This is a genomic window from Stagnihabitans sp., assembly GCF_964946895.1.
The window spans coordinates 230,574-250,717 of the sequence record NZ_CBBQHX010000001.1 but is presented as its reverse complement, the minus strand read 5'-3'; the positions used below and the strand labels follow the sequence as shown (position 1 = coordinate 250,717).

The window sequence follows — 20,144 nt, the reverse complement described above, 5'->3', positions numbered from 1 at the left end:
GACGGAAGACGCGCAAGCTACCAGGCCCGTGGGGGGAGTCGCATGAAGAAGATTGAGGCCATCATCAAGCCCTTCAAACTTGATGAAGTCAAAGAGGCGCTGCAAGAGGCTGGCATCCAGGGTTTGTCCGTGACCGAGGTCAAGGGCTTTGGCCGTCAAAAAGGCCACACGGAACTCTATCGTGGCGCCGAATATGTCGTGGATTTTCTGCCAAAGGTGAAGATCGAGGTCGTGTTGAGCGATGACATGGTCGATGCGGCCATCGCTGCGATCATTTCGGCGGCGCGGACCGACAAGATCGGTGACGGCAAGATTTTCGTCTCGACCGTTGAACAGGCGATCCGCATCCGCACGGGCGAGTCGGGCGACGACGCCATCTGATCCGGCCCTTTGAATTCCGGGCCTTTCGGGGCCCGGCACCTGAACCACCTAAACCTCAACCCGAAAGGCAGCATGATGAGCGCAGTTGCGAAGGCTCTGAAACTGATCAAGGACGAAGACGTTGAATACGTCGACATCCGCTTTACCGACCCCAAAGGCAAACTGCAGCACGTGACGCTGGTGGCTGACCTTGTGGACGAAGACTTCTTCGAAGAAGGCTTCATGTTCGACGGCTCCTCGATTGCTGGCTGGAAGTCGATCGACCAGTCCGACATGAAGCTGATGCCCGACGCGGCCTCGGTCTACATGGACCCGTTCTACGCCGAAAAGACGCTTTGCGTGCATTGCAACGTGGTCGAGCCGGACACCGGCGAAGCCTATGACCGCTGCCCGCGCCAGATCGCGATCAAGGCCGAAGCGTACCTGAAGTCCTCGGGGATCGGCGACACCGCCTTCTTCGGGCCGGAAGCTGAATTCTTCATCTTCGACGACGTCCGCTATCAGATCAGCCCGAACAAGGTGTCCTTCCAGATCGACTCGGAAGACGCAGCCTGGAACACGGATGCCGTGTTCGAAGGCGGCAACCTGGCGCACCGCGCCGGCTTCAAGGGCGGCTATTTCCCGGTCAACCCGATTGACGCCGCACAAGACCTGCGCTCGGAAATGCTGTCGACCATGAAGCGCATGGGCATCCGCGTGGACAAGCACCACCACGAGGTCGCCACCGCGCAGCACGAACTCGGCATGATCTTCGGTGGTCTGGTCGAACAGGCCGACAACATCCAGAAGTACAAGTACGTCATCCACAACGTCGCGGCCGCCTACGGCAAGACCGTGACCTTCATGCCCAAGCCCATGAAGGGCGACAACGGCTCGGGGATGCACGTCAACATGTCGATCTGGAAGGACGGCAAGCCGCTCTTCGCGGGCGACAAGTACGCGGACCTTTCGCAGGAAGCCCTGTGGTTCATCGGCGGCATCCTGATCCATGCCAAGGCGCTGAACGCGATCACCAACCCGTCGACCAACAGCTACAAGCGCCTGATCCCCGGCTTCGAAGCCCCGGTTCTGCGCGCGTTCTCGGCCCGCAACCGTTCGGGTTGCGTCCGGATTCCGTGGACGGAATCGCCCAAAGCCAAGCGCGTCGAGGCCCGCTTCCCCGATCCGGCAGCCAATCCCTATCTGGCGTTTGCCGCCCTCTTGATGGCCGGCCTGGACGGCATCAAGAACAAGATCGACCCGGGTCCGGCTTCGGACAAGGATCTGTACGACCTGCCGCCGGAAGAACTGGCAGAAATCCCGACGGTTTGCGGTTCGCTCCGTGAAGCTCTGCAAGAGCTTGAAAAGGACATGGACTTCCTTCTGGCTGGCGGCGTCTTCTCGCGCGAGCAACTGGAAGCCTACATGGGCCTGAAGTGGGAAGAGGTTTACGCCTTCGAACACACCCCGCACCCGATCGAGTACCAGATGTACTACTCCTGCTGATCAGATCGGCAGTTGTGCGAAGGGGCGCCCTTGGGCGCCCCTTTTGCATGGGCGGCGCCTGTGCCTCTGCCTTGCTTCCGACATGAGAAAGCCGTCAGAAAGCCATGAATTCGTTGAAAATTTGCGCGAATAGTTCATGTCTTTGCTTCGGAGCCCGCCATGCCCCGCCCTTCGAACCAGCCGCGCGCTGCGCAATCGGATCGCCCGCCGATCTGGGTGGACGGGCGCCAGCAGCCACGGTTTGACCCGCGTGCCTGGCTTCGGGTGGGTCAGGTCATGGCCCGGCGCTGGCTGGTGCCGCATCTGGGCGCGACGTCGGATCACCTCGGCGCTTTGGCGGAGCAGATCGCCGCAGGACGATTTGCGCTGCCCCTGACAAGACTGGGCAAGGCCGCGCAGCATTTGCCCTCAAGGGACGGGGTCAGCCGGACGGTTCTGGGTCTGGCCAAGCGCGTCGCCGCAGCGCGGCTGATTCTGGACCCAGCGCCTGACGCGCCCGAACCGCTTGCCTATACCGAGGTTCTGCGCGGCACAGCGCTGCAGCCTCCCGTCACAATTGCGCCACCCGCCCCGCCCCCCCGGCCCACCCAAGCCGAGGAGCCGACCCTTGTCGCGATCCGCGCCGTCCTGCGCAGCCAGCCCGAGGCCGCGCTGCCCCCGGCCCGGCCTGTTTTCGATTTGCCCAAGAAAGAAACGACCCGCAGCCCGGTCCGACTGTTTCTTGAACGCTGCGTGTCTCATATGATCGCCTGGGGCGCACTGACCCTCGCCCTGCCGGTCGGTTTGGCGCAGGCCTTGCTGTTTCACCTCAACGGTGGCGATCTGACCGACTGGGATTAGGCCCGGTCCGAAACAATGGCGCAGGCATTCCGGCGATTGTCTTTGTGGCGAAAACCGTCCGCCGCATTGGTTAATATTCTTCTAATTACCGCAGTTGTTTCCCTTTCCGATCACAATCTCGCGACATGGTTGTCCTCGTGAAGACTGGAGAAACATCATGACCATTCCAATGCGCAGTACGATTGCCCAACTGTTGTACCCAAATGAACAGGCACTCGATTTCGCGAGAATCGTCGCTGAGATGGAGACCGTCTTGACCCGCTTGCGCGGCGAAGGACTGGAGATCGAGTGGGACTGTGACGATGTCGTCTGCTTTGACACCGCCGGGACCCGCATCCTTCTGGCCTGCGCCGAGTATGGCCGCGAGGGGCGTCAGGCCTGCCTGACCGTGGCCGTAGGCCCCCTGCAGCCGCATCCCGGACCGGATTGTAAGGAAAGGCTGAACCATCAGGCGCTTTGCTCGCGCCTGGTCGAGCGGATTCAGCGGCGCCATGTGCCAAACGGCATCCTCTGGCGCGAGATTGATGGCCGCGTTGATGCCGAGGTGGCCGATCAATGTCTGGATATGCTGCCGCAACCGGCTGGCCTGCCGCCGGTGGACAGCATACTGGACCATGTGATCCGCACCGATCTGTTCAAGACCACGCCGATCCGGCCAGCCCCCTTCCAGCACGCCCGCGTGCAGATGCGCGCCGCCTCGCCGCGCAGTCACACCCGCGAAGAGATCCAGATGCGCCTGCGCCAGACCTTCAGGCGGCCAAAACCGCAGCCGCGTCCGGTCTATTCCACCCCGATGCGCCTGACCGCCCATTGTTTCAACGCCGCGCTCATTCTGGTCTATCCGCCGGTGGGCGCTGCCGTGATGGCCTATTCTCTGGTCGCGGGCGAGGATTTGCGCCTGTCGGCCCGGTTGATGTCGGTGGCAGGCACGCTGTTTGCCTTTGCCCAGACCCCCTTCGGTCACACCGTTTCGGCGATGGCGGGCACCATGGTGCGGCTGGCCCAGTCTCCCTTGGGCAACACGGCCAAGACCATCGTGGGGGCATAACCCCCCTAGTGTCCGCCCGCCACAAGGGCCGCGTGCTCCTCGGCCGTCAGGGTCGAGGCCAGCACCGTCCAGGTGTGGATCGAAAAGACCACGGCCCCGGTTTCGGGCAGCTTCAGCAGGCTTTGCTTTTCCGCCCGCAGAAAGCGGCGCTCGCCGCTGCGCGGGCGGGTGTCGTGTTCGGATTTGGGCTGATACAGCGTCGGGTCGGCGTAAAGCAGGGCGTTCATCCGGAACAGGGGCTGTTCGGGGCGGATCATGTCAAACAGCCGCTGCACCCGGCGCGCCATCTGGTCGTCATAGGGGGCGACCGGGGCGTGGATCGCGGTCAAGGGGCGGCCCACTTTCTCGGCCAGAGTCCAGCTGCCCGGGAAGGCCAGAAGCCCGGCCGTCAGCACATGCTCGTCGCGCTGCTTTTGCAGCAGGCAGAAATCCTCCTGCACCAGATGACCCAACGTCAGCAGCGGCTGGTCAGGGTCAAGCAAGACCCGCACGCCGTCCGGACGGATCACGGCATCGGGCAAGACGACATAGTCGCTTCGCCGCGACAGATGCGCCACAACCACGGCCAGCAGCTCCGCCGCCGCCGGTAACGCCGCCTCGGTCAGGACATGCACATCCGCCGGAAGCGCGTCGATCAGCCGGGCCTTTTCGGCCAACTGCGCCGCGAAGGCATCGTCCACCTCCAGCCAGCGGTCAGGGTCCAGCGGTTGAATGCCCGGCAGCCGCCACAGGGCGGGCACCATCCACGGCAGGACGGGCAGGTGGGATTGCAGGATCGGGGCCAAGGGATCGGACATGAACCGTTCCTACAACCGCGCCCGCCTGCCGAAAAGCCCCGTGCCACCATTTCCGACATGACCTGTCGCCGCAGGCAATGAAGCCGGCGCGCCCTGCCCCACATTGAGGAAAAGCATGAGGGCACCATGGCAGACCATTACTCCGACCGTCGCAAGATTGACCCCTCGCGCGGGGCGACGCTGGGGGACGGCACCCCCAATGACAACGACCGGATCGAGATCGGGCCGACCCAACTGGCCTTCCGCGAATGGGAGGCGGCGGGGCTGCAGCTTCCCAACCTTGCCACCATGCGCGAATACCGCTGGCGCCGGATGGTCGATGCCGTGGTGGCGCGCGGCTATGGCGGCCTGCTGATGTACGATCCGATGAACATCCGCTACGCCACCGACACCACCAACATGCAGCTTTGGAACAGCCACAACCCGTTCCGCGCCTGCCTGATCTGTGCCGATGGCCATATGGTGATGTGGGAATACAAGAACTCGCCCTTCCTTGTGACCTTCAACCCCTTGGTCAAGGAACTGCGCTCGGGGGCCTCATTCTTCTATTCGGTGACAGGGGATACCTCCGCCAATGATGCGAAGAATTTCGCAGCCCAGGTCGATGAGGTGATGCGCGCCCATGCTGGCAGCAACCGCCGACTGGCCGTCGACAAGATCATGGTTCACGGCCTGCGCGCCCTGGAACGCGCCGGGTTCGAGGTGATGGAAGGCGAAGAGGTCACCGAACGCGCCCGCTCGATCAAGGGTCCCGACGACATCCTTGCCATGCGCTGCGCCCACCACGCCTGCGAAGCCGCCATGTTCGAGATGGAAGAGGCCACCCGTGAAGGTGTCCCGAAGGGCGACATGTCCGAGGATGCGATCTGGGCTGAACTGCACAAGGGCAACATCAAGCGCGGCGGCGAGTGGATCGAGACGCGGCTGTTGGCGTCTGGCAAGCGCACCAACCCGTGGTTTCAGGAATGCGGCCCGCGGATCGTGCAAAACAACGAGATCGTCGCGTTTGATACCGACCTGATCGGGTCCTACGGCATCTGCATCGACATTTCTCGCACCTGGTGGATCGGCGATGCGCGGCCCACCAACGCGATGATCTCCGCGATGCACCACGCGCTGGACCACATCCACGTCAACATGGACCTGCTGAAACCCGGCGCCCGCATCCGCGACATCGTGCATTCCGGGCACCAGTTGGACGGCCAGTATTGGAAGGGCAAATACTCCTGCAAGATGCACGGCGTCGGCCTGTGCGACGAATGGCCCTATGTGCCCTACCCGGACTCCTGGGTGGAAGGCAGCTTCGATCACGTCCTTGAACCCGGCATGACGCTGTGTGTCGAGGCGCTCGTCTCCCCCGAAGGCGGCGATTTCTCGATCAAGCTGGAGGATCAGGTGCTCATCACCGAAACCGGGTTCGAGAACCTGACGAAGTACCCCTTCGACCCGCGTCTGCTGGGCTAGATGCCAGGCCGCCGATGGCACCGGCGCGGGATGGGCAGGCTGCCCATCCCCGCGGAACAGGCTCAGTCGGCGATGAACCCCGCCGCCGTGTGGCTGCCATCGCAATAGGGCTTGTTGGCCGACTGCCCGCAGCGACACAGGAAGGCCTGCGTCACCCGGTTCACCGTATGCCCGGTGCCCGAGACGACCTCCAGATTGCCGGTCACCTTCAGCGGGCCATTCGGCAGCGGCGAGACATCCACCACGCCACCCCGTGCCTCCAGCGCCACCGACTCCTTCACCGCCACCTCGCCCGACGCCGTGAAGCCCGCCGTCACATGGCTGCCGTCGCAATAAGGCTTGTTGGCCGAAGCCCCACAGCGGCAGAGCGTGGCGCGGGGTGTGGGTTCCGCCTTGCCACGCACCAGCAAGGGGGCCTCAAACGCCAAAGGACCGTTCTCGCGCAGGCGCACGAGGTTGACCAACGGCGCCTCATCCGAACTGACCGCGCCGTCATTGCGCGCCACCCGGATCGCACCCGAGGGGCAGTTCACACCCAATGACAGCACCACATCGGCCCGCGCCGCATCGGGATAGATCCAGTCGCCCTTCACATTGGGCACAAAGACCTCCGGGTGGCTGAGCACGCAGTTGCGCGAATGCACGCAGCGTGACCCGTCGAAGGTTATGGTGACCTCGCGTCCCTTGACCACTTCCATATCTCTCTCCCCTTACGGCGTCAGATGCCCCGCACTGATACTGCCATCATCGGCGACAAAGTCCACCGTGTCGCCGTCCTGCGTCACATCATAGCAGGCCCAATGATCCGAAGGCGGCCAGACCGAGCAATAGCGCCCGGCCTGCACCCGCCAGTGGCCGATGCTGTCCTTGCCCTTGGTGTAGATCGTCTCGCCATCCGCCTTGAAGCTTTGGGTCGATCCATCGTCATAAGCCAGCACCTTGCCCGTCAGCGCGGCCGCAATCCCCGCGTCATCCAGCTTGCCCCCAGCCCAGACCGGGGTCGCCACCATCACCAAAACCAATCCCCACCGCATGAAACCCTCCGTTTCCCAAAGCCTAACCGCGCCGCGACGGTCTGCAGATGACAAGCCCGTGATCCCACCATCTTGCACCCGTTCCCCATGCGGATTAAGGGGGCGCAACCCCTTATCGAAAGGCCGCCCCATGATCCCGCGCTATTCCCGCCCCGAAATGGTCGCCCTCTGGTCGCCCGAAAGCCGCTTCAACATCTGGTTCCAGATCGAGGCCCATGCCTGCGACGCCATGGCCGCCAATGGCACGATCCCGAAAGCCAATGCCGAAGCCGTCTGGAAGGCCAAGGACGCCACCTTCGACGTGGCGCGGATCGACGAGATTGAAGCCGTCACCAAGCACGACGTCATCGCCTTCCTGACCCACTTGGGCGAACTGATCGGCGCCGATGAGGCGCGCTTCGTCCACCAGGGCATGACTTCCTCCGACGTGCTGGACACCACCTTCAACATCCAGCTCTGCCGCGCCGCCGACTTGCTGCTGGTCGGCCTTGACCGGGTCCTCGCCGCCCTGAAAACCCGCGCCTATGAGCATAAGGACACCGTCCGCATCGGCCGCAGCCATGGCATCCATGCCGAGCCCACGACTATGGGCCTGACCTTCGCCCGCTTTTACGCCGAAATGTCGCGGGGCCGCGCCCGCCTGCTGAACGCCCGCGCTGAAGTGGCGACCGGGGCAATTTCCGGCGCCGTCGGCACCTTCGCCAACATCGACCCCTCGGTGGAGGAACATGTGTGCAAAATGATGGGCCTGACACCCGAGCCGATCTCGACCCAGGTCATCCCCCGCGACCGCCATGCGATGTTCTTTGCCACGCTGGGGGTGATCGCCTCCTCGATCGAAAACGTCGCCACCGAACTGCGCCACATGCAGCGTACCGAAGTGCTGGAGGCTGAAGAGTTCTTCTCCCCGGGCCAGAAGGGCTCCTCCGCGATGCCCCACAAGCGCAACCCGGTCCTGACCGAGAACCTGACCGGCCTCGCCCGTCTGGTGCGGTCCGCCGTGACCCCTGCGCTTGAGAATGTGGCCCTTTGGCACGAACGTGACATCAGCCATTCCTCAGTCGAACGCGCCATCGGCCCCGACACCACGATCACGCTGGACTTCGCCCTGCACCGTCTGGCGGGCGTCATCGAGAAGCTGGTGGTCTATCCGGAAAACATGCTGAAGAATATGAACAAGTTCAAAGGCCTGGTCATGTCGCAGCGCGTTCTTCTCGCCCTGACACAAGCCGGTGTCAGCCGCGAGGACAGCTACCGCCTCGTCCAGCGCAACGCGATGAAAGTCTGGGAACACGGCGCCGATTTCAAGACCGAACTCCTCGCCGACGCGGAGGTGACCAAGGCCCTATCGCCCGCCGAGATCGAAGAGAAATTCGATCTTGCCTACCACACCAAACACGTCGACACGATCTTCGCCCGCGTCTTCGGCGCCTGACCGAAGCGAGGTTTCATACCCCCGCACCCGCCGCAAAAAGCGGGGGTTTCACACCCCCGCACCCGCCGCAAAAAGCGGGGGTTTCACACCCCCGCACCCCCGTGGGATATTTCAACCTGGATGAAGGGGAAGAGGTCGCGCTTTCCGCTTCATTCAGGCTCAAATATCCCGGGGGGTGCGGGGGGCTGGCCCCCCGCCGCCACCGCCGCAGCAAGCGCCTCTTCATCCGGGCTTAACCCAGACCGGTGCACCCTGACGCCATCTGAAGAATCGGAGGCGTGATGGCGTTCAACCCCGCGATGCTGGCCAGTCTGACCAATCCTGACGCGTTCAACGCGCCGATGCTGCCCAGCCCCCCCCTGCCCGCCATCAGGCCGCGCGAAAAGGCCGCCATCATCGTGCGGCTGTTGCTGGCCGAAGGCGCGCCGATCAAGCTGACGTCATTGCCCGAAGAGGTGCAGACCGCGCTGGCCCAGCAGATGGGCCAGATGCGCCGCGTCAGCCGGGCGACCCTGAAGGCCGTGGTCGATGACTTCCTGAGCGAGATGGAGCAGGTCGGCCTGTCGTTCCCCGGCGGGCTGGAGGGGGCGCTGTCGATCATGGATGGCCACCTGTCGGCCAATGCGGCCAGCCGCCTGCGCCGTATGTCGGGCGGCAACTCCTCGATCGACCCGTGGGAGCGGATCAATGCCCTGCCCCTCGACCGCATCCTGCCCGTGCTGCAGGAGGAAAGCATCGAGGTGTGCGCCGTGGTTCTCTCCAAGCTGCCGGTGCCGCGTGCGGCGGACCTGTTGTCGAAACTTCCGGGTGACCGGGCGCGCCAGGTGGCCTATGCCGTCTCGCTGACCGGCAATGTCGACCCCGACACAGTGCACCGCATCGGCATGTCGCTGGCCGTCCAGCTCGACAGCCAGCCGCTCAAGGCGTTCGAGGCGGGTCCGGGCGAACGGGTGGGGGCGATCCTCAACATCGCCGCCGCCTCGACCCGCGACGATGTCCTGAAGGGCCTGCACGAGGCCGACGCCGATTTCGCCGAAATCGTGCGCAAGAACATCTTCACCTTCGAACACATCAAGGCCAAGCTGGCCGCCCGCGATGTGCCCAAGGTGATCCGGATCATCGATCAGGCGGCATTGGTCACCGCCCTCGCCTTCGCCCTGTCCAATCCCGATCTGGAACCTTCGGCCGAACATATCCTTGCCAACCTGTCGCAGCGCATGACCCAGACCCTGCGCGAAGAAATTGGCAGCCGCGGCAAGATCAAGGAGAAAGACGGCGAAGACGCGATGGGCACCATCGTCATGGCCATCCGCCAGCTGGAGGGCAGCGGCGAAATCGTTCTGGTTCAGGCAGAGGACGAGGGCTGATGTCTTTTCTTCCGCCCCGATGCGGAAAGGCGGGGCCCGTCACACCCCTGTCACCCGTCTTGACCTACTGATACAGGACCCCGCGTCGGCCCTTGCACTCGGCCCTTGCACTCGGGGGTCCGCCCCCCTAGCCTGATCCTTCCCGCTTGAGCCTGCCAGAGGACGCCCCTGTGACCAAGATCGCCGCCGCGGCCACCAGCAAGGGCATCCTCTTTCTGGCGATGGCCATCTTCTGTTTCACGGCGATGGATGCGCTGGCCAAGCACCTGGTGGCGATCTACCCGACGATCGAGGTGGTCTGGGCGCGCAATGTCGGGCAACTGGGCTTTGTGCTTTTATACCTTGGCCCGCGCCTGAAACAGGCGGTCAAGACCCGACTGCCGGGATGGCACCTGCTGCGCTCGCTGACACAACTGGGGGCAACTGCCTTCTTCTTCGTCTCGCTGAACTACATCGGCCTGGCCGAGGCAACCGCCCTGGCCGACATCAACCCGATCCTGATCACGCTGGGCGCCGCCGTGTTTCTGGGCGAGAAGATGAGCCCGGCCCGCCTCGTGGGCGTGGTGGTGGCGGCGGTGGGGGCCTTGATCGTCACGCGGCCGGGACTGGGCGTGTTCAGCGCAGCGGCCTTCCTGCCGCTGATGTGTGCGGTGTCCTATGCCGCAAACATGCTGCTGACCCGGCATGTCGGCTCGCAGGAAAGCCCCTGGGCGTCGATGTTCTATGCGGCGGCGTTTGGGTCCGTCGTCACCTCGGCGATCCTGCCTTTCTCGTGGCAGGCGATCCCGCTGGGCGACCTGCCGCTTTTCGCCGTGCTGGGGGCGCTGGGGGCGATTGCGCAACTTTTCACCATCCGCGCCTATTCGATGGCCGAGGCGGCGGCGCTGGCGCCGTTTGGCTATCTGGACATGGTCTTCGCGATCTTCTGGTCGATTGCCGCTTTCGGCGCGTGGCCGGACCATTTCACCCTGCTGGGCGCGCTTGTGATCGCCGTGGCGGGACTTTATGTCTGGCGGCAGGAAAGGATGGCGCAGGCGGTGGCAAGCCCCGCGCTGTAAAGGCTTTCGTTGAAGAAGACTTCGCCCCATGTTCAGACGGCGGCCTGGCTGCAGAACCTGATCCTGCGCGGCCTGATCGGGCTTTTGCGCGCCTTGCCCTATCGCTGGCGGGTGCCATTTGGCGGTTGGCTGATGCGGGGGCTGATCGCGCCGCTGGCGGGCTATGGCAAACGGGTTCGGGCCAATCTGGCGCTGATCTGGCCCGATTTGCCCAAGGACCGCGTGACCCAGATCACCCGCGCGGTCTGCGACAACGCCGGCCGCACCTTGGCGGAACTGTATTCTCCACAAGAGTTCAAGGCCTTGGTGGCCGACGCTCATGTGTTGGGTGAAGGTCTGGGCCCCATCCTGCAAGCCCAAGCCCAAGGGCGCGGCGTTATCCTGATTTCGGGCCATTTCGGCAATCATGACATCGCGCGCGCGGTTCTGTCCTCCAAGGGTCTGGCGGTTGCGGCCCTCTATCGCCCGCAAAGCAACCCCTATTTCGACGTGCATTTCGCCGCAACCATCCGCGCCATATCCGAGCCGCTGTTTGCCCGGGGCCGCCGGGGTCTGGCCGAGTTGGTGATGCATCTGAAGAAGGGCGGCGTGGTGGGCATGCTGATCGACCAGCATTTCGGCTCTGGCGCGCCGCTGGATTTTCTGGGCCGTCCGGCGATGACCTCGCTGTCAGCGGCAGAGATGGCGCTGAAATACAATTGCCTGCTGGTGCCGGTCTATGGCATTCGCCTGCCCGACGGGCTGCATTTTGACCTGTTGGTCGAAGCCCCCATCGCGCACAGCGACGCCAGAACCATGACCCAGGCGCTGAATGACAGTCTGGCCGCACAAGTGCGCCTGCGCCCCGAACAGTGGTTCTGGGTTCATCGCCGCTGGAAGGGCTCTATTTAAGCTGCGCGGCCGCGAAGATCCTGCCCGGCCCATCGGCCTGCAGGATGACCACCACCGGATCCTCGCCCTCAACCGGGGCAGTCAGGTGCAGATCGCCCTTGCCGTCCCACAGGCCCAGAACCGACCAGCTGGTCACCACATTGGCATATTCCAGCAGGCGGCCCGCATTCTCGCCATTCTCGATCTGGACCGAGGCCAAGGGGTGATAGCGCACCAGTTGCACCTTCAAGGGCGCCTCCAGCGGCGGATTGGCCTGTGCGGCAATCGTCAGCTCTTCGCCCTTGCGCAGCAGCTGCAAGGCGACGAGCGGTGCGGCCTCCTGATGGCGGCGAATGGCGCCTTCGACCATGGCCGGATCGGTGCCTTCAACCCGATCAACGCCGCCGACGATCATTTGTGGCGTGTAGATCGTGTTGGATTTGGCGGCATGGGCATAGGCTTTCTGCCGCGCGGTGTACTTTTCACTGCCGAATTTGTCGGTCCAGCCGATGTAATCCCAATAGTCGACATGCAGGGCCAGCGCGATGACACCCGGTTCCGCCGCCAGTTTGCGCAGATATTCATCCGCCGGCGGGCAGGAGGAACAGCCTTGCGAGGTGTAAAGCTCGACCACGGTCCCCGAAACGGTTCCCTGATCTTGCGCGTACACCGCGTGTCCGCCCGCAACCCAAAGGCCTGCGACGGCGCTGATGACCTGACGTTTCATGGCAAACTTCCCCTTGCCCGCAACCTCTATTCAAAACGAACGGCAAGTGCCAATCAAGGTTTTGCGAGGGCCTGCCACTTTGCCAGCGCCGCGTCGCGGATTTGTCGCAGCAAAGGCTCTGGATTTTCGGCATACAATTGCATACAATGCTGCCCAAGCCCGAATGATTCCTTGCCCGCCCTGCCGCATTGCGGCAAAAGGTTCCCGAATTGCCCAAAGGAGGCCCCTTATGACCGTCACCGTCGGACATGACAGCGCAAAGACCCGCACCAGCCTGACGGCGGGTGGGGCGACCATTGCCTATTATTCCATCCCCGCTGCCCAAGCCGCCGGCTTGGGAGATTTCTCCAAACTCCCGGCCTCGCTGAAGGTGGTGCTGGAGAATATGCTGCGCTTTGAAGACGGCAAGACCGTCACCGTCGATGACATCAAGGCCTTCGCCGAATGGGCGGCCCTGGGTGGGAAGAACCCGCGCGAGATCGCCTACCGCCCGGCCCGCGTGCTGATGCAGGATTTCACCGGCGTGCCTGCCGTGGTGGACCTTGCCGCGATGCGTGACGGCATCCTTGGGCTGAAGGGATCTGCGGCCAAAATCAACCCCTTGGTGCCGGTTGACCTTGTCATCGACCACTCGGTCATGATCGACGAATTCGGCACCCCCCGCGCCTTCCAGGCCAACGTCGACCGCGAGTATGAGCGGAACATGGAGCGTTATGTCTTCCTGAAATGGGGCCAGAAAGCCTTCAACAACTTCCGCGTCGTCCCACCGGGCACCGGGATCTGCCATCAGGTCAACCTTGAATACCTCGCCCAGACCGTCTGGACCGACACCGACCAGAACGGCGTCGAAGTGGCCTACCCCGATACCCTCGTCGGCACCGACTCGCACACCACCATGGTCAATGGTCTGGCCGTTTTGGGCTGGGGCGTCGGCGGCATCGAGGCCGAGGCTGCGATGCTGGGCCAGCCCGTCTCCATGCTGATCCCCGAAGTCGTCGGCTTCAAGCTGACCGGCGCCATGATGGAAGGCACCACCGCCACCGATCTGGTGCTGAAAGTCGTTCAAATGCTGCGCAAGCACGGCGTGGTCAACAAGTTTGTCGAGTTCTACGGCGAAGGTCTTGACCACCTGCCGCTGGCAGACCGCGCCACCATCGCCAACATGGCCCCCGAATACGGTGCCACCTGCGGCTTCTTCCCGATCGACGGCGAGACGATCCGCTACCTGCGCAACACCGGCCGGGATGAGGCGCGCATCGCGCTGGTCGAAGCCTATGCCAAAGCCAACGGCATGTGGCGCGGCGCGGACTATGCGCCGATCTACACGTCGACCCTGCATCTGGACATGGGCGAGATCGTTCCCGCCATTTCTGGCCCCAAGCGTCCGCAGGATTACACGCCACTGACCAAGGCCGCTGCCGGCTTCTACAAGACCGTCACCGAGTATCGCGGCGTTGACACCAGCGCCGCTGCCAAAGAGATGGCCTCGGAAGGCGCCGCCGTGGTCGAAGCCAAGGACGCCCGCAAGTCGGCTGCTGTCGCGGGTCAGGATTACAAACTGCGCGACGGCTCGGTGGTGATCGCCTCGATCACCTCCTGCACCAACACCTCGAACCCCTACGTCATGATCGGCGCCGGCCTTGTGGCGCGCAAGGCCCGCGCCCTGGGCCTGACCTCCAAACCGTGGGTGAAGACCTCGCTCGCCCCCGGAAGCCAAGTCGTCAGTGAATACCTTGAGGCTGCCGGCCTGCAGGAAGACCTTGACGCCGTGGGCTTCAACCTCGTCGGCTACGGCTGCACCACCTGCATCGGCAACTCCGGCCCCTTGGACCCCGCGATCTCTGCCGCGATCAGCGAAGGCGATCTGGTGGCCACCGCCGTCCTCTCGGGCAACCGCAACTTCGAGGGCCGGATTTCCCCCGACGTCCGCGCCAATTATCTGGCAAGCCCGCCCTTGGTCGTGGCCTATGCGCTGGCCGGTGACCTCAACATCGACCTGACCACCGAACCCCTTGGGGAAGGCACCAACGGGCCGGTCTACCTCAAGGACATTTGGCCCACGACAAAAGAAGTCGCCGATCTTGTCGAAGAAACCGTCACCCGCGCCGCGTTCCTGAAGAAGTACGCCGATGTCTTCAAGGGCGACGCCAAATGGCAGGCCGTGGAAACCACCGACTCGGAGGTCTACGACTGGCCCGCCTCGTCGACCTATATCCAGAACCCGCCCTACTTCCGCGGCATGTCGCAGACCCCCGGCACCATCAAGAACATCGAAGGCGCCCGCGTTCTGGCCGTTCTGGGCGACATGATCACCACTGACCACATCTCTCCGGCAGGTTCATTCAAAGCCTCAACTCCGGCCGGCAAGTACTTGGCAGAACGGCAAGTTCCGGTGTCCGAGTTCAACTCCTACGGCTCGCGTCGCGGCAACCATGAGGTGATGATGCGCGGCACCTTCGCCAACATCCGCATCAAGAACGAGATGCTGGATGGTGTCGAAGGCGGCTACACCAAGGGGCCGGACGGCAAGCAAACCTCAATCTTCGACGCCTCGATGGCTTACCAGGCGGCCGGAACACCGCTGGTGATCTTCGGCGGCATTGAATACGGCGCGGGCTCCTCGCGCGACTGGGCGGCCAAGGGCACAGCCCTTCTGGGCGTCAAGGCCGTCATCTCGGAATCCTTCGAACGCATCCACCGCTCCAACCTCGTCGGCATGGGTGTGATTCCGTTCGAATTCACCGGCGGCCAGACGCGCAAGACCCTTGGCCTGACGGGCGATGAAGTCGTCGCCATCGAAGGCCTCGACGGTGATCTGAAACCGCTGTCGACCGTGCCCTGCCACATCACCTATGCCGATGGCAGCACCAAGACGATCCAGATCAAATGCCGCATCGATACCGAGATCGAGATCGAATACGTCGAACACGGCGGCGTGCTGCACTATGTGCTGCGCGATCTGGCCAAGGCCTGACCCCATCCGTCGGAAGACCAAAGGCCCGGAAGAAATTCCGGGCCTTTGATGCATATTAAGGCGATCTTCATCTTTGGCTGCGATCCTTTCCCCGCATTGGAGGAAGACATATGCCACACCGCTTTCCGCACCTCGCCCCGCCAGAGCAAACCGCGCCCCGCCGCCGCGCCATGGCCAAGGCCCTGCCCGCCCCCAGCCTGCGCTGGCTGGACATGGTGATCTTCGGTCTGGTCGTGCTGATCCTGCGGCAGTTCTAGGGCAGAACCGCCGCCTCGCCCATGGCTCAGCCCTTGGTGACATCCATTCCGTAAAGCCAGTCAAACCGCGACAGCACCAGATCGGGGGCAACAGCACCGCCCAGCCGCAGCCCCAGATGCGCCAGCCCGCGCAATGGGCCGCTCAGATGATAGGCGCGGGCATTGCCATTGGCGGCCGCCACGATCCGCGTGCAGCGCGGCTTGCGGGCCGCCTGATAGGCGGCCAGACCCGCCGCCAGACTGTCGGTGCCAGACAGGCTGGCCGCCAGCACCCAGGCATCCTCCAGCGCCATGCAGGCGCCTTGCGCCAGAAACGGCAGCGTCGGATGCGCCGCATCGCCCAGAAGGGCCACGCCGCCGTCCGGCAGGGCCCTTTGCCAGACCGGCGCCACCTCATGGCGGAACAGGCCCCACAGCCAGACATCCTCGATCTGGCCCAGCCAGCCGCGCACCCTGGGCGAGAACCGCTCGAAGGCCATCCGCAGATCCATCGGGTCATCGCGCAGCGACCAGCCCTCTTCCACCCAGGCGTCGCGCTCCTCGACCGCGACGATGTTGCGCAAGGCGCCCCCCCGCAGCGGATAGCTGACCAGATGCCGCCCCGGCCCCATGTGAACCTCGGCCACATCCGGCCCGCCATCGCCGGGGATCAGCGCCCGCCACGCCACCTGGCGCGTGAAGAACGGGGCCGCCGCGCCGTTCAGCGCCGCCCGCGTCGGCGAATGCAAGCCATCCGCGCCAATCAGCAGATCGGCCTCGTCATGCCCGGTCTCCAGCACCAGCGCCGGCCGCGCCCCGCCCAACGCGACCGAGGCCGCCCGCGTCATCAACCGCACCTCGACCCCGACCTCCTGCGCCCCGGCCAGCAAAAGCCCGATCAGATCGGCCCGATGGACGAAATGATAGCCCTGCTCGGGCCGCAGCCGCGCCACCTCCAGCCGGGTCACCACATCGCCGCTCAGCCCGTCGCACAGCGCCACCGCCTGCGCCCGGACCGAGACCGCCTGCAGCGCCGCCCCCAGCCCCAGCGCCGTCAGAACCGCCGCCCCGTTGGGCGAGATCTGCAACCCCGCCCCCACCTCGCGCACCGCATCGGCCTGCTCCAGCACCGTGACCTTCGCCCCGCGCAGCGCCAGGGCCCGCGCCACCGCAAGCCCCGCCACCCCGGCCCCCAGAACCGTCACCCGTTGCCCGATCAGACTCATCGCCGCGTTCCTTCATTCAGGCTCAAATATCCGCAGGGGGGTCTGGGGGGGCGGCAGCCCCCCCAGCCGGGGCCGCCGCGCGCCCCCCGGACATGAAAACACCGGACCCTCAGGCCCGGTGCAAGTCTTCTCCCAACGCCTCCCACCCGCAAGAGGCTCCATCGTCGCAACGGGCTCATTCGTCGCGGTGCACCTTCTCGCGGCGCTCGTGCTTTTCCTGGGCTTCCAGCGTCATGGTGGCAATCGGGCGCGCGTCCAGCCGCTTCAGGCTGATCGGCTCGCCGGACACTTCGCAATAGCCATATTCGCCGTTCTCGATCCGCCGCAGAGCCGAGTCGATCTTGGCGACCAGCTTGCGCTGACGATCCCGCGTGCGCAGTTCCAGCGCCCGGTCGGTCTCTTCGGACGCGCGGTCCGCCAGATCTGGCACCGAGCGTGCGGAGTCCTGCAAGTTGTCAATTGTTTCAGCGCTTTGGTCCAAGAGCTCTTGCTTCCAGACGATCAGTTTGCGGCGGAAATATTCCAGCTGCCGATCATTCATGAAAGGCTCGTCTTCGGCCGGGCGGTAATCTTCGGGCAGGAAGATTTCGGCTTTCATCTCAGCACTCTCCTTTGCTCAGGTGGCGCCAAGGGGCGGACGAAAAAGGGGCCGGCCAATGGGCTATCCTGATTGGGGGTTCCTCTAGCCGAAAGGCCTGACCTTGTCACTAGCCGTTGCGACAAATTCCGCCCTGCTTTAGGGTTTGGCAACACGTTCCGGCAGAGGCTTGAGATGACAGTGAAATTCGCCACAACCGCAGGTTACGTGGTGCCCGATGATTTGGCTTTGGCGGTCAATGCCGCCGTGGCCCTCGGCCGCCCCCTGCTGGTCAAGGGAGAGCCCGGAACCGGCAAGACCGAACTGGCCCGCCAGGTCGCCGCCAGCCTCGGGATGGACCTGATCGAGTGGCATGTGAAATCCACCACCAAGGCGCAACAGGGCCTGTACGAATACGACGCCGTGGCCCGCCTGCGCGATGGCCAGTTGGGCGAGGCGCGGGTCCATGACGTGCGCCATTACATCAAGCCCGGCAAACTTTGGCAGGCCTTCACCGCCCCCGCCCGCGTCGTGCTGCTGATCGATGAGATCGACAAGGCCGACATCGAGTTTCCCAACGACCTCTTGCAGGAACTCGACCGGATGGAATTCCATGTCTACGAGACGGGGGAAACCATCCACGCCCTGCACCGCCCGGTGGTCATCATCACTTCGAACAATGAAAAGGAACTGCCCGACGCCTTCTTGCGGCGTTGCTTCTTTCATTTCATCCGCTTCCCCAGCCCCGAAGGTCTGGCGGCCATCGTCCGCCTGCACTTCCCGGGGCTCAAGGAAAGTCTGCTGGCGGCCGCCCTGACCCAGTTCTTCGAGATCCGCGAGGCGCCGGGGCTGAAGAAGAAACCCTCGACCTCCGAAGTGCTCGACTGGCTGAAACTGCTTCTGGCCGAGGACTTGTCGCCCGAGGACCTCAAGCGCGACGCCAAGACCAACCTGCCGAAGCTTCATGGGGCCTTGCTGAAGAACGAACAGGACGTGCAACTGTTTGAAAAACTGGCCTTCCTGGCGCGGCGAGATCGGTAAGGCCAGCCTGCTGCATCCACCGCCGGGAGGGTTTCACACCCTCCCGGACCCTCCCGTGGGATATTTGGACCGGGTGAATGGGGGGGTGCGGGGGGGTCACGATGGTGTGGCTTGTCTTGATAGCGCGGGCGGCGCGGGATAAGGCTGCGGGCAGGATCGGCGGACGCGCAAGCCCCTCCGACGCAGGACAAGACCGGGGCGGACCCGGCGCAAGGCAAGGAAATTCACGATGATCTGGCTGCCGGCAATGATATTGGGTGCGGTCTGGGGCGCCTTGACGGCCAAGAAGCGCGGTGGGCGGCGGCTCGACATGGCGCAATATGGCGCCGTCTATGCGATTGTCCTCGGCCTCGCGGGGGTGCTGATTTCGATCCTGATCGACCGGTTGACGCACTGAGATGTTCCAGCCCTTCTTCCTGTGCCTACGGAAGACGGGCGTGCCGGTGAGCCTTTCGGAATATCTGGCCTTTCTGGGGGCCGTGAACTCGGGCCTTGTGACCCACGACCCCGAGGGGTTCTATCACCTCGCCCGCCTGTCGCTGGTCAAGGATGAACGCTTCTTTGACCGCTTCGACCGCGCCTTTGCCGAAAGCTTTGCCGGGCTGGAGGCGATCACGCCCGAGGCTGTGCTGGAGGCGCTGACCCTGCCCGAAGACTGGTTGACCGCCAGCCTTGCCCGCCATCTGACCGAAGAGGAACGCGCCGCCGTGCAGGCCCTGGGCGGCCTTGACAAGCTGATGGAAACCCTGCGCCAGCGGCTGGAGGAGCAGAAGGGCCGGCATCAGGGCGGCAGCAAATGGGTGGGCACCGGCGGCACCTCGCCTTTCGGCAATTCCGGCTACAATCCGGAAGGCATCCGGATCGGCGGACACAGCACCCACAAGCGCGCGCTGAAGGTCTGGGAAAAGCGCGAGTTCCGCAATCTGGATGACGAAGCCGAAATCGGCCCGCGCAATCTGAAGCTTGCGCTGCGGGCCCTGCGCCGCTGGGCCCGCGAAGGGGCGCAAAGCTTCGACCTTGACGCCACCATCCAGGCCACCGCCCGGCAAGGCTGGCTGGATGTGCAGGAACGCCCCGAACGCCGCAACGCCGTGAAGGTGCTGCTGTTTCTGGACGTTGGCGGCTCGATGGACGGCCATGTCCTTGCGGCCCAAGCCCTGTTTGCCGCAGCCCGGGCCGAGTTCCGCCAACTGACCTCGTTCTACTTCCACAACTGCCTCTATGAAGAGGTCTGGACCGACAACACCCGCCGCCACGCGCAGCGCACGCCCACATGGGACATCCTGCGCCGCTTCGGCCCCGATTACCGTGCCATCTTCATAGGCGACGCCGCCATGAGCCCCTATGAGATTGACGCACCCGGCGGCTCGGTCGAACACTGGAACCCGGAAGCCGGCCGGGTCTGGCTGCAGCGCGCCTGCCATCAGTGGCCCCGCCACCTTTGGATCAACCCGGTGCCAGAGGCGCAGTGGGGCTACAGCCGCTCCACCGCCATGATCGCGGATCTTTTCGACGGAAACATGGTGCCCCTGACGTTGGCAGGACTGGCACGCGGCATCAAGGCGGTGCGATGAGGCTTGGGGA

20 protein-coding genes are annotated in these 20,144 nt (G+C 64.3%); 14 read left to right on the top strand and 6 right to left on the bottom strand.

Annotated features, from left to right (window positions below):
* The first annotated feature begins 42 nt into the window (after positions 1-42).
* From AC1Y2B_RS01250 to AC1Y2B_RS01235, 4 genes are all read left to right on the top strand, one after another.
* Entirely contained in the window at positions 43-381 is a 339-nt protein-coding gene (locus AC1Y2B_RS01250) for a P-II family nitrogen regulator (RefSeq protein ID WP_482251216.1), read from the top strand.
* Positions 382-456: 75 nt separating this feature from the next.
* Complete coding sequence (gene glnA, locus AC1Y2B_RS01245) at positions 457-1,866, top strand: type I glutamate--ammonia ligase (protein ID WP_482251278.1); 1,410 nt, start codon at positions 457-459, stop codon at positions 1,864-1,866.
* 159 nt (positions 1,867-2,025) lie between these two features.
* Positions 2,026-2,706, top strand: coding sequence for a hypothetical protein (locus AC1Y2B_RS01240; RefSeq protein ID WP_482251215.1), 681 nt, complete (start codon positions 2,026-2,028; stop codon positions 2,704-2,706).
* A 157-nt stretch (positions 2,707-2,863) separates the two neighbouring features.
* Entirely contained in the window at positions 2,864-3,754 is an 891-nt protein-coding gene (locus AC1Y2B_RS01235) for a hypothetical protein (RefSeq protein WP_482251214.1), read from the top strand.
* 5 nt (positions 3,755-3,759) lie between these two features.
* On the opposite strand, the gene AC1Y2B_RS01230 is transcribed toward AC1Y2B_RS01235, so the two are convergent.
* Positions 3,760-4,551, bottom strand: coding sequence for a heme-dependent oxidative N-demethylase family protein (locus tag AC1Y2B_RS01230; RefSeq protein ID WP_482251213.1), 792 nt, complete (start codon positions 4,549-4,551; stop codon positions 3,760-3,762).
* A gap of 126 nt (positions 4,552-4,677) precedes the next feature.
* Between AC1Y2B_RS01230 and dddP the strand changes: the two genes are divergently transcribed.
* Positions 4,678-6,015 (top strand): dimethylsulfonioproprionate lyase DddP, encoded by a 1,338-nt coding sequence (gene dddP / locus AC1Y2B_RS01225; RefSeq protein WP_482251212.1) that lies wholly within the window; start codon positions 4,678-4,680, stop codon positions 6,013-6,015.
* Between the two features lie 62 nt (positions 6,016-6,077).
* Here the strand turns inward: dddP and AC1Y2B_RS01220 are convergent, their stop codons facing one another.
* Both AC1Y2B_RS01220 and AC1Y2B_RS01215 read right to left on the bottom strand, forming a co-directional pair.
* A complete protein-coding gene (locus AC1Y2B_RS01220) occupies positions 6,078-6,713 on the bottom strand; it encodes a CDGSH iron-sulfur domain-containing protein (RefSeq protein WP_482251211.1) in 636 nt (211 codons plus the stop codon).
* Between the two features lie 12 nt (positions 6,714-6,725).
* Positions 6,726-7,049, bottom strand: a complete 324-nt coding sequence (locus AC1Y2B_RS01215) for a hypothetical protein (RefSeq protein ID WP_482251210.1) — start codon at positions 7,047-7,049, stop codon at positions 6,726-6,728.
* 130 nt (positions 7,050-7,179) lie between these two features.
* Here AC1Y2B_RS01215 and purB point away from each other — a divergent pair, with 130 nt between their 5' ends.
* The 4 genes from purB (at position 7,180) to AC1Y2B_RS01195 (ending at position 11,800) form a co-directional block, all read left to right on the top strand.
* Positions 7,180-8,484 carry an adenylosuccinate lyase gene (gene purB / locus AC1Y2B_RS01210; RefSeq protein ID WP_482251209.1) on the top strand — a complete coding sequence of 435 codons (1,305 nt, stop codon included), beginning with the start codon at positions 7,180-7,182 and terminating at the stop codon, positions 8,482-8,484.
* A 341-nt stretch (positions 8,485-8,825) separates the two neighbouring features.
* Positions 8,826-9,851, top strand: a complete 1,026-nt coding sequence (locus tag AC1Y2B_RS01205; protein WP_482251277.1) for a flagellar motor switch protein FliG — start codon at positions 8,826-8,828, stop codon at positions 9,849-9,851.
* 170 nt (positions 9,852-10,021) lie between these two features.
* A complete protein-coding gene (locus AC1Y2B_RS01200; RefSeq protein WP_482251208.1) occupies positions 10,022-10,909 on the top strand; it encodes a DMT family transporter in 888 nt (295 codons plus the stop codon).
* Positions 10,910-10,918: 9 nt separating this feature from the next.
* Positions 10,919-11,800, top strand: coding sequence for a lysophospholipid acyltransferase family protein (locus tag AC1Y2B_RS01195; RefSeq protein ID WP_482251207.1), 882 nt, complete (start codon positions 10,919-10,921; stop codon positions 11,798-11,800).
* Here AC1Y2B_RS01195 and AC1Y2B_RS01190 read toward each other — a convergent pair.
* Positions 11,793-12,506, bottom strand: a complete 714-nt coding sequence (locus tag AC1Y2B_RS01190) for a DUF1223 domain-containing protein (protein ID WP_482251206.1) — start codon at positions 12,504-12,506, stop codon at positions 11,793-11,795. The two genes, AC1Y2B_RS01195 and AC1Y2B_RS01190, sit on opposite strands and share 8 nt — an antisense overlap.
* A 229-nt stretch (positions 12,507-12,735) precedes the next feature.
* Between AC1Y2B_RS01190 and acnA the strand changes: the two genes are divergently transcribed.
* Both acnA and AC1Y2B_RS01180 read left to right on the top strand, forming a co-directional pair.
* Complete coding sequence (gene acnA / locus AC1Y2B_RS01185) at positions 12,736-15,480, top strand: aconitate hydratase AcnA (protein ID WP_482251205.1); 2,745 nt, start codon at positions 12,736-12,738, stop codon at positions 15,478-15,480.
* Positions 15,481-15,590: 110 nt separating this feature from the next.
* Entirely contained in the window at positions 15,591-15,737 is a 147-nt protein-coding gene (locus tag AC1Y2B_RS01180; RefSeq protein ID WP_482251204.1) for a hypothetical protein, read from the top strand.
* A gap of 26 nt (positions 15,738-15,763) precedes the next feature.
* Here AC1Y2B_RS01180 and AC1Y2B_RS01175 read toward each other — a convergent pair whose 3' ends face one another.
* Together AC1Y2B_RS01175 and dksA are read right to left on the bottom strand one after the other, a co-directional pair.
* Positions 15,764-16,942 (bottom strand): FAD-dependent monooxygenase, encoded by a 1,179-nt coding sequence (locus AC1Y2B_RS01175; RefSeq protein ID WP_482251203.1) that lies wholly within the window; start codon positions 16,940-16,942, stop codon positions 15,764-15,766.
* Positions 16,943-17,117: 175 nt separating this feature from the next.
* Entirely contained in the window at positions 17,118-17,540 is a 423-nt protein-coding gene (gene dksA / locus AC1Y2B_RS01170) for an RNA polymerase-binding protein DksA (RefSeq protein ID WP_482251202.1), read from the bottom strand.
* A gap of 180 nt (positions 17,541-17,720) precedes the next feature.
* Between dksA and AC1Y2B_RS01165 the strand changes: the two genes are divergently transcribed.
* The 3 genes from AC1Y2B_RS01165 to AC1Y2B_RS01155 all read left to right on the top strand — a co-directional run bounded on the left by AC1Y2B_RS01165 (position 17,721) and on the right by AC1Y2B_RS01155 (position 20,134).
* Entirely contained in the window at positions 17,721-18,560 is an 840-nt protein-coding gene (locus tag AC1Y2B_RS01165; RefSeq protein ID WP_482251276.1) for an AAA family ATPase, read from the top strand.
* A 229-nt stretch (positions 18,561-18,789) separates the two neighbouring features.
* On the top strand, positions 18,790-18,957 hold the full coding sequence (locus AC1Y2B_RS01160; protein WP_482251201.1) for a hypothetical protein: 168 nt from the start codon (positions 18,790-18,792) through the stop codon (positions 18,955-18,957).
* A 1-nt stretch (position 18,958) separates the two neighbouring features.
* The gene (locus AC1Y2B_RS01155) at positions 18,959-20,134 is read left to right on the top strand and encodes a vWA domain-containing protein (RefSeq protein ID WP_482251200.1); all 1,176 of its coding nucleotides are present in this window, start codon (positions 18,959-18,961) and stop codon (positions 20,132-20,134) included.
* Positions 20,135-20,144 lie beyond the last annotated feature (10 nt).

Excerpts from the sequence above, each read along its gene's own strand:
- AC1Y2B_RS01250 (WP_482251216.1), top strand. The coding sequence starts at position 43 with ATGAAGAAGATTGAGGCCATCATCAAGCCCTTCAAACTTGATGAAGTC.
- glnA (WP_482251278.1), top strand. The coding sequence starts at position 457 with ATGAGCGCAGTTGCGAAGGCTCTGAAACTGATCAAGGACGAAGACGTT.
- AC1Y2B_RS01240 (WP_482251215.1), top strand. The coding sequence starts at position 2,026 with ATGCCCCGCCCTTCGAACCAGCCGCGCGCTGCGCAATCGGATCGCCCG.
- AC1Y2B_RS01235 (WP_482251214.1), top strand. The coding sequence starts at position 2,864 with ATGACCATTCCAATGCGCAGTACGATTGCCCAACTGTTGTACCCAAAT.
- AC1Y2B_RS01230 (WP_482251213.1), bottom strand. The coding sequence starts at position 4,551 with ATGTCCGATCCCTTGGCCCCGATCCTGCAATCCCACCTGCCCGTCCTG.
- dddP (WP_482251212.1), top strand. The coding sequence starts at position 4,678 with ATGGCAGACCATTACTCCGACCGTCGCAAGATTGACCCCTCGCGCGGG.
- AC1Y2B_RS01220 (WP_482251211.1), bottom strand. The coding sequence starts at position 6,713 with ATGGAAGTGGTCAAGGGACGCGAGGTCACCATAACCTTCGACGGGTCA.
- AC1Y2B_RS01215 (WP_482251210.1), bottom strand. The coding sequence starts at position 7,049 with ATGCGGTGGGGATTGGTTTTGGTGATGGTGGCGACCCCGGTCTGGGCT.
- purB (WP_482251209.1), top strand. The coding sequence starts at position 7,180 with ATGATCCCGCGCTATTCCCGCCCCGAAATGGTCGCCCTCTGGTCGCCC.
- AC1Y2B_RS01205 (WP_482251277.1), top strand. The coding sequence starts at position 8,826 with ATGCTGCCCAGCCCCCCCCTGCCCGCCATCAGGCCGCGCGAAAAGGCC.
- AC1Y2B_RS01190 (WP_482251206.1), bottom strand. The coding sequence starts at position 12,506 with ATGAAACGTCAGGTCATCAGCGCCGTCGCAGGCCTTTGGGTTGCGGGC.
- acnA (WP_482251205.1), top strand. The coding sequence starts at position 12,736 with ATGACCGTCACCGTCGGACATGACAGCGCAAAGACCCGCACCAGCCTG.
- AC1Y2B_RS01180 (WP_482251204.1), top strand. The coding sequence starts at position 15,591 with ATGCCACACCGCTTTCCGCACCTCGCCCCGCCAGAGCAAACCGCGCCC.
- AC1Y2B_RS01175 (WP_482251203.1), bottom strand. The coding sequence starts at position 16,942 with ATGAGTCTGATCGGGCAACGGGTGACGGTTCTGGGGGCCGGGGTGGCG.
- dksA (WP_482251202.1), bottom strand. The coding sequence starts at position 17,540 with ATGAAAGCCGAAATCTTCCTGCCCGAAGATTACCGCCCGGCCGAAGAC.
- AC1Y2B_RS01160 (WP_482251201.1), top strand. The coding sequence starts at position 18,790 with ATGATCTGGCTGCCGGCAATGATATTGGGTGCGGTCTGGGGCGCCTTG.
- AC1Y2B_RS01155 (WP_482251200.1), top strand. The coding sequence starts at position 18,959 with ATGTTCCAGCCCTTCTTCCTGTGCCTACGGAAGACGGGCGTGCCGGTG.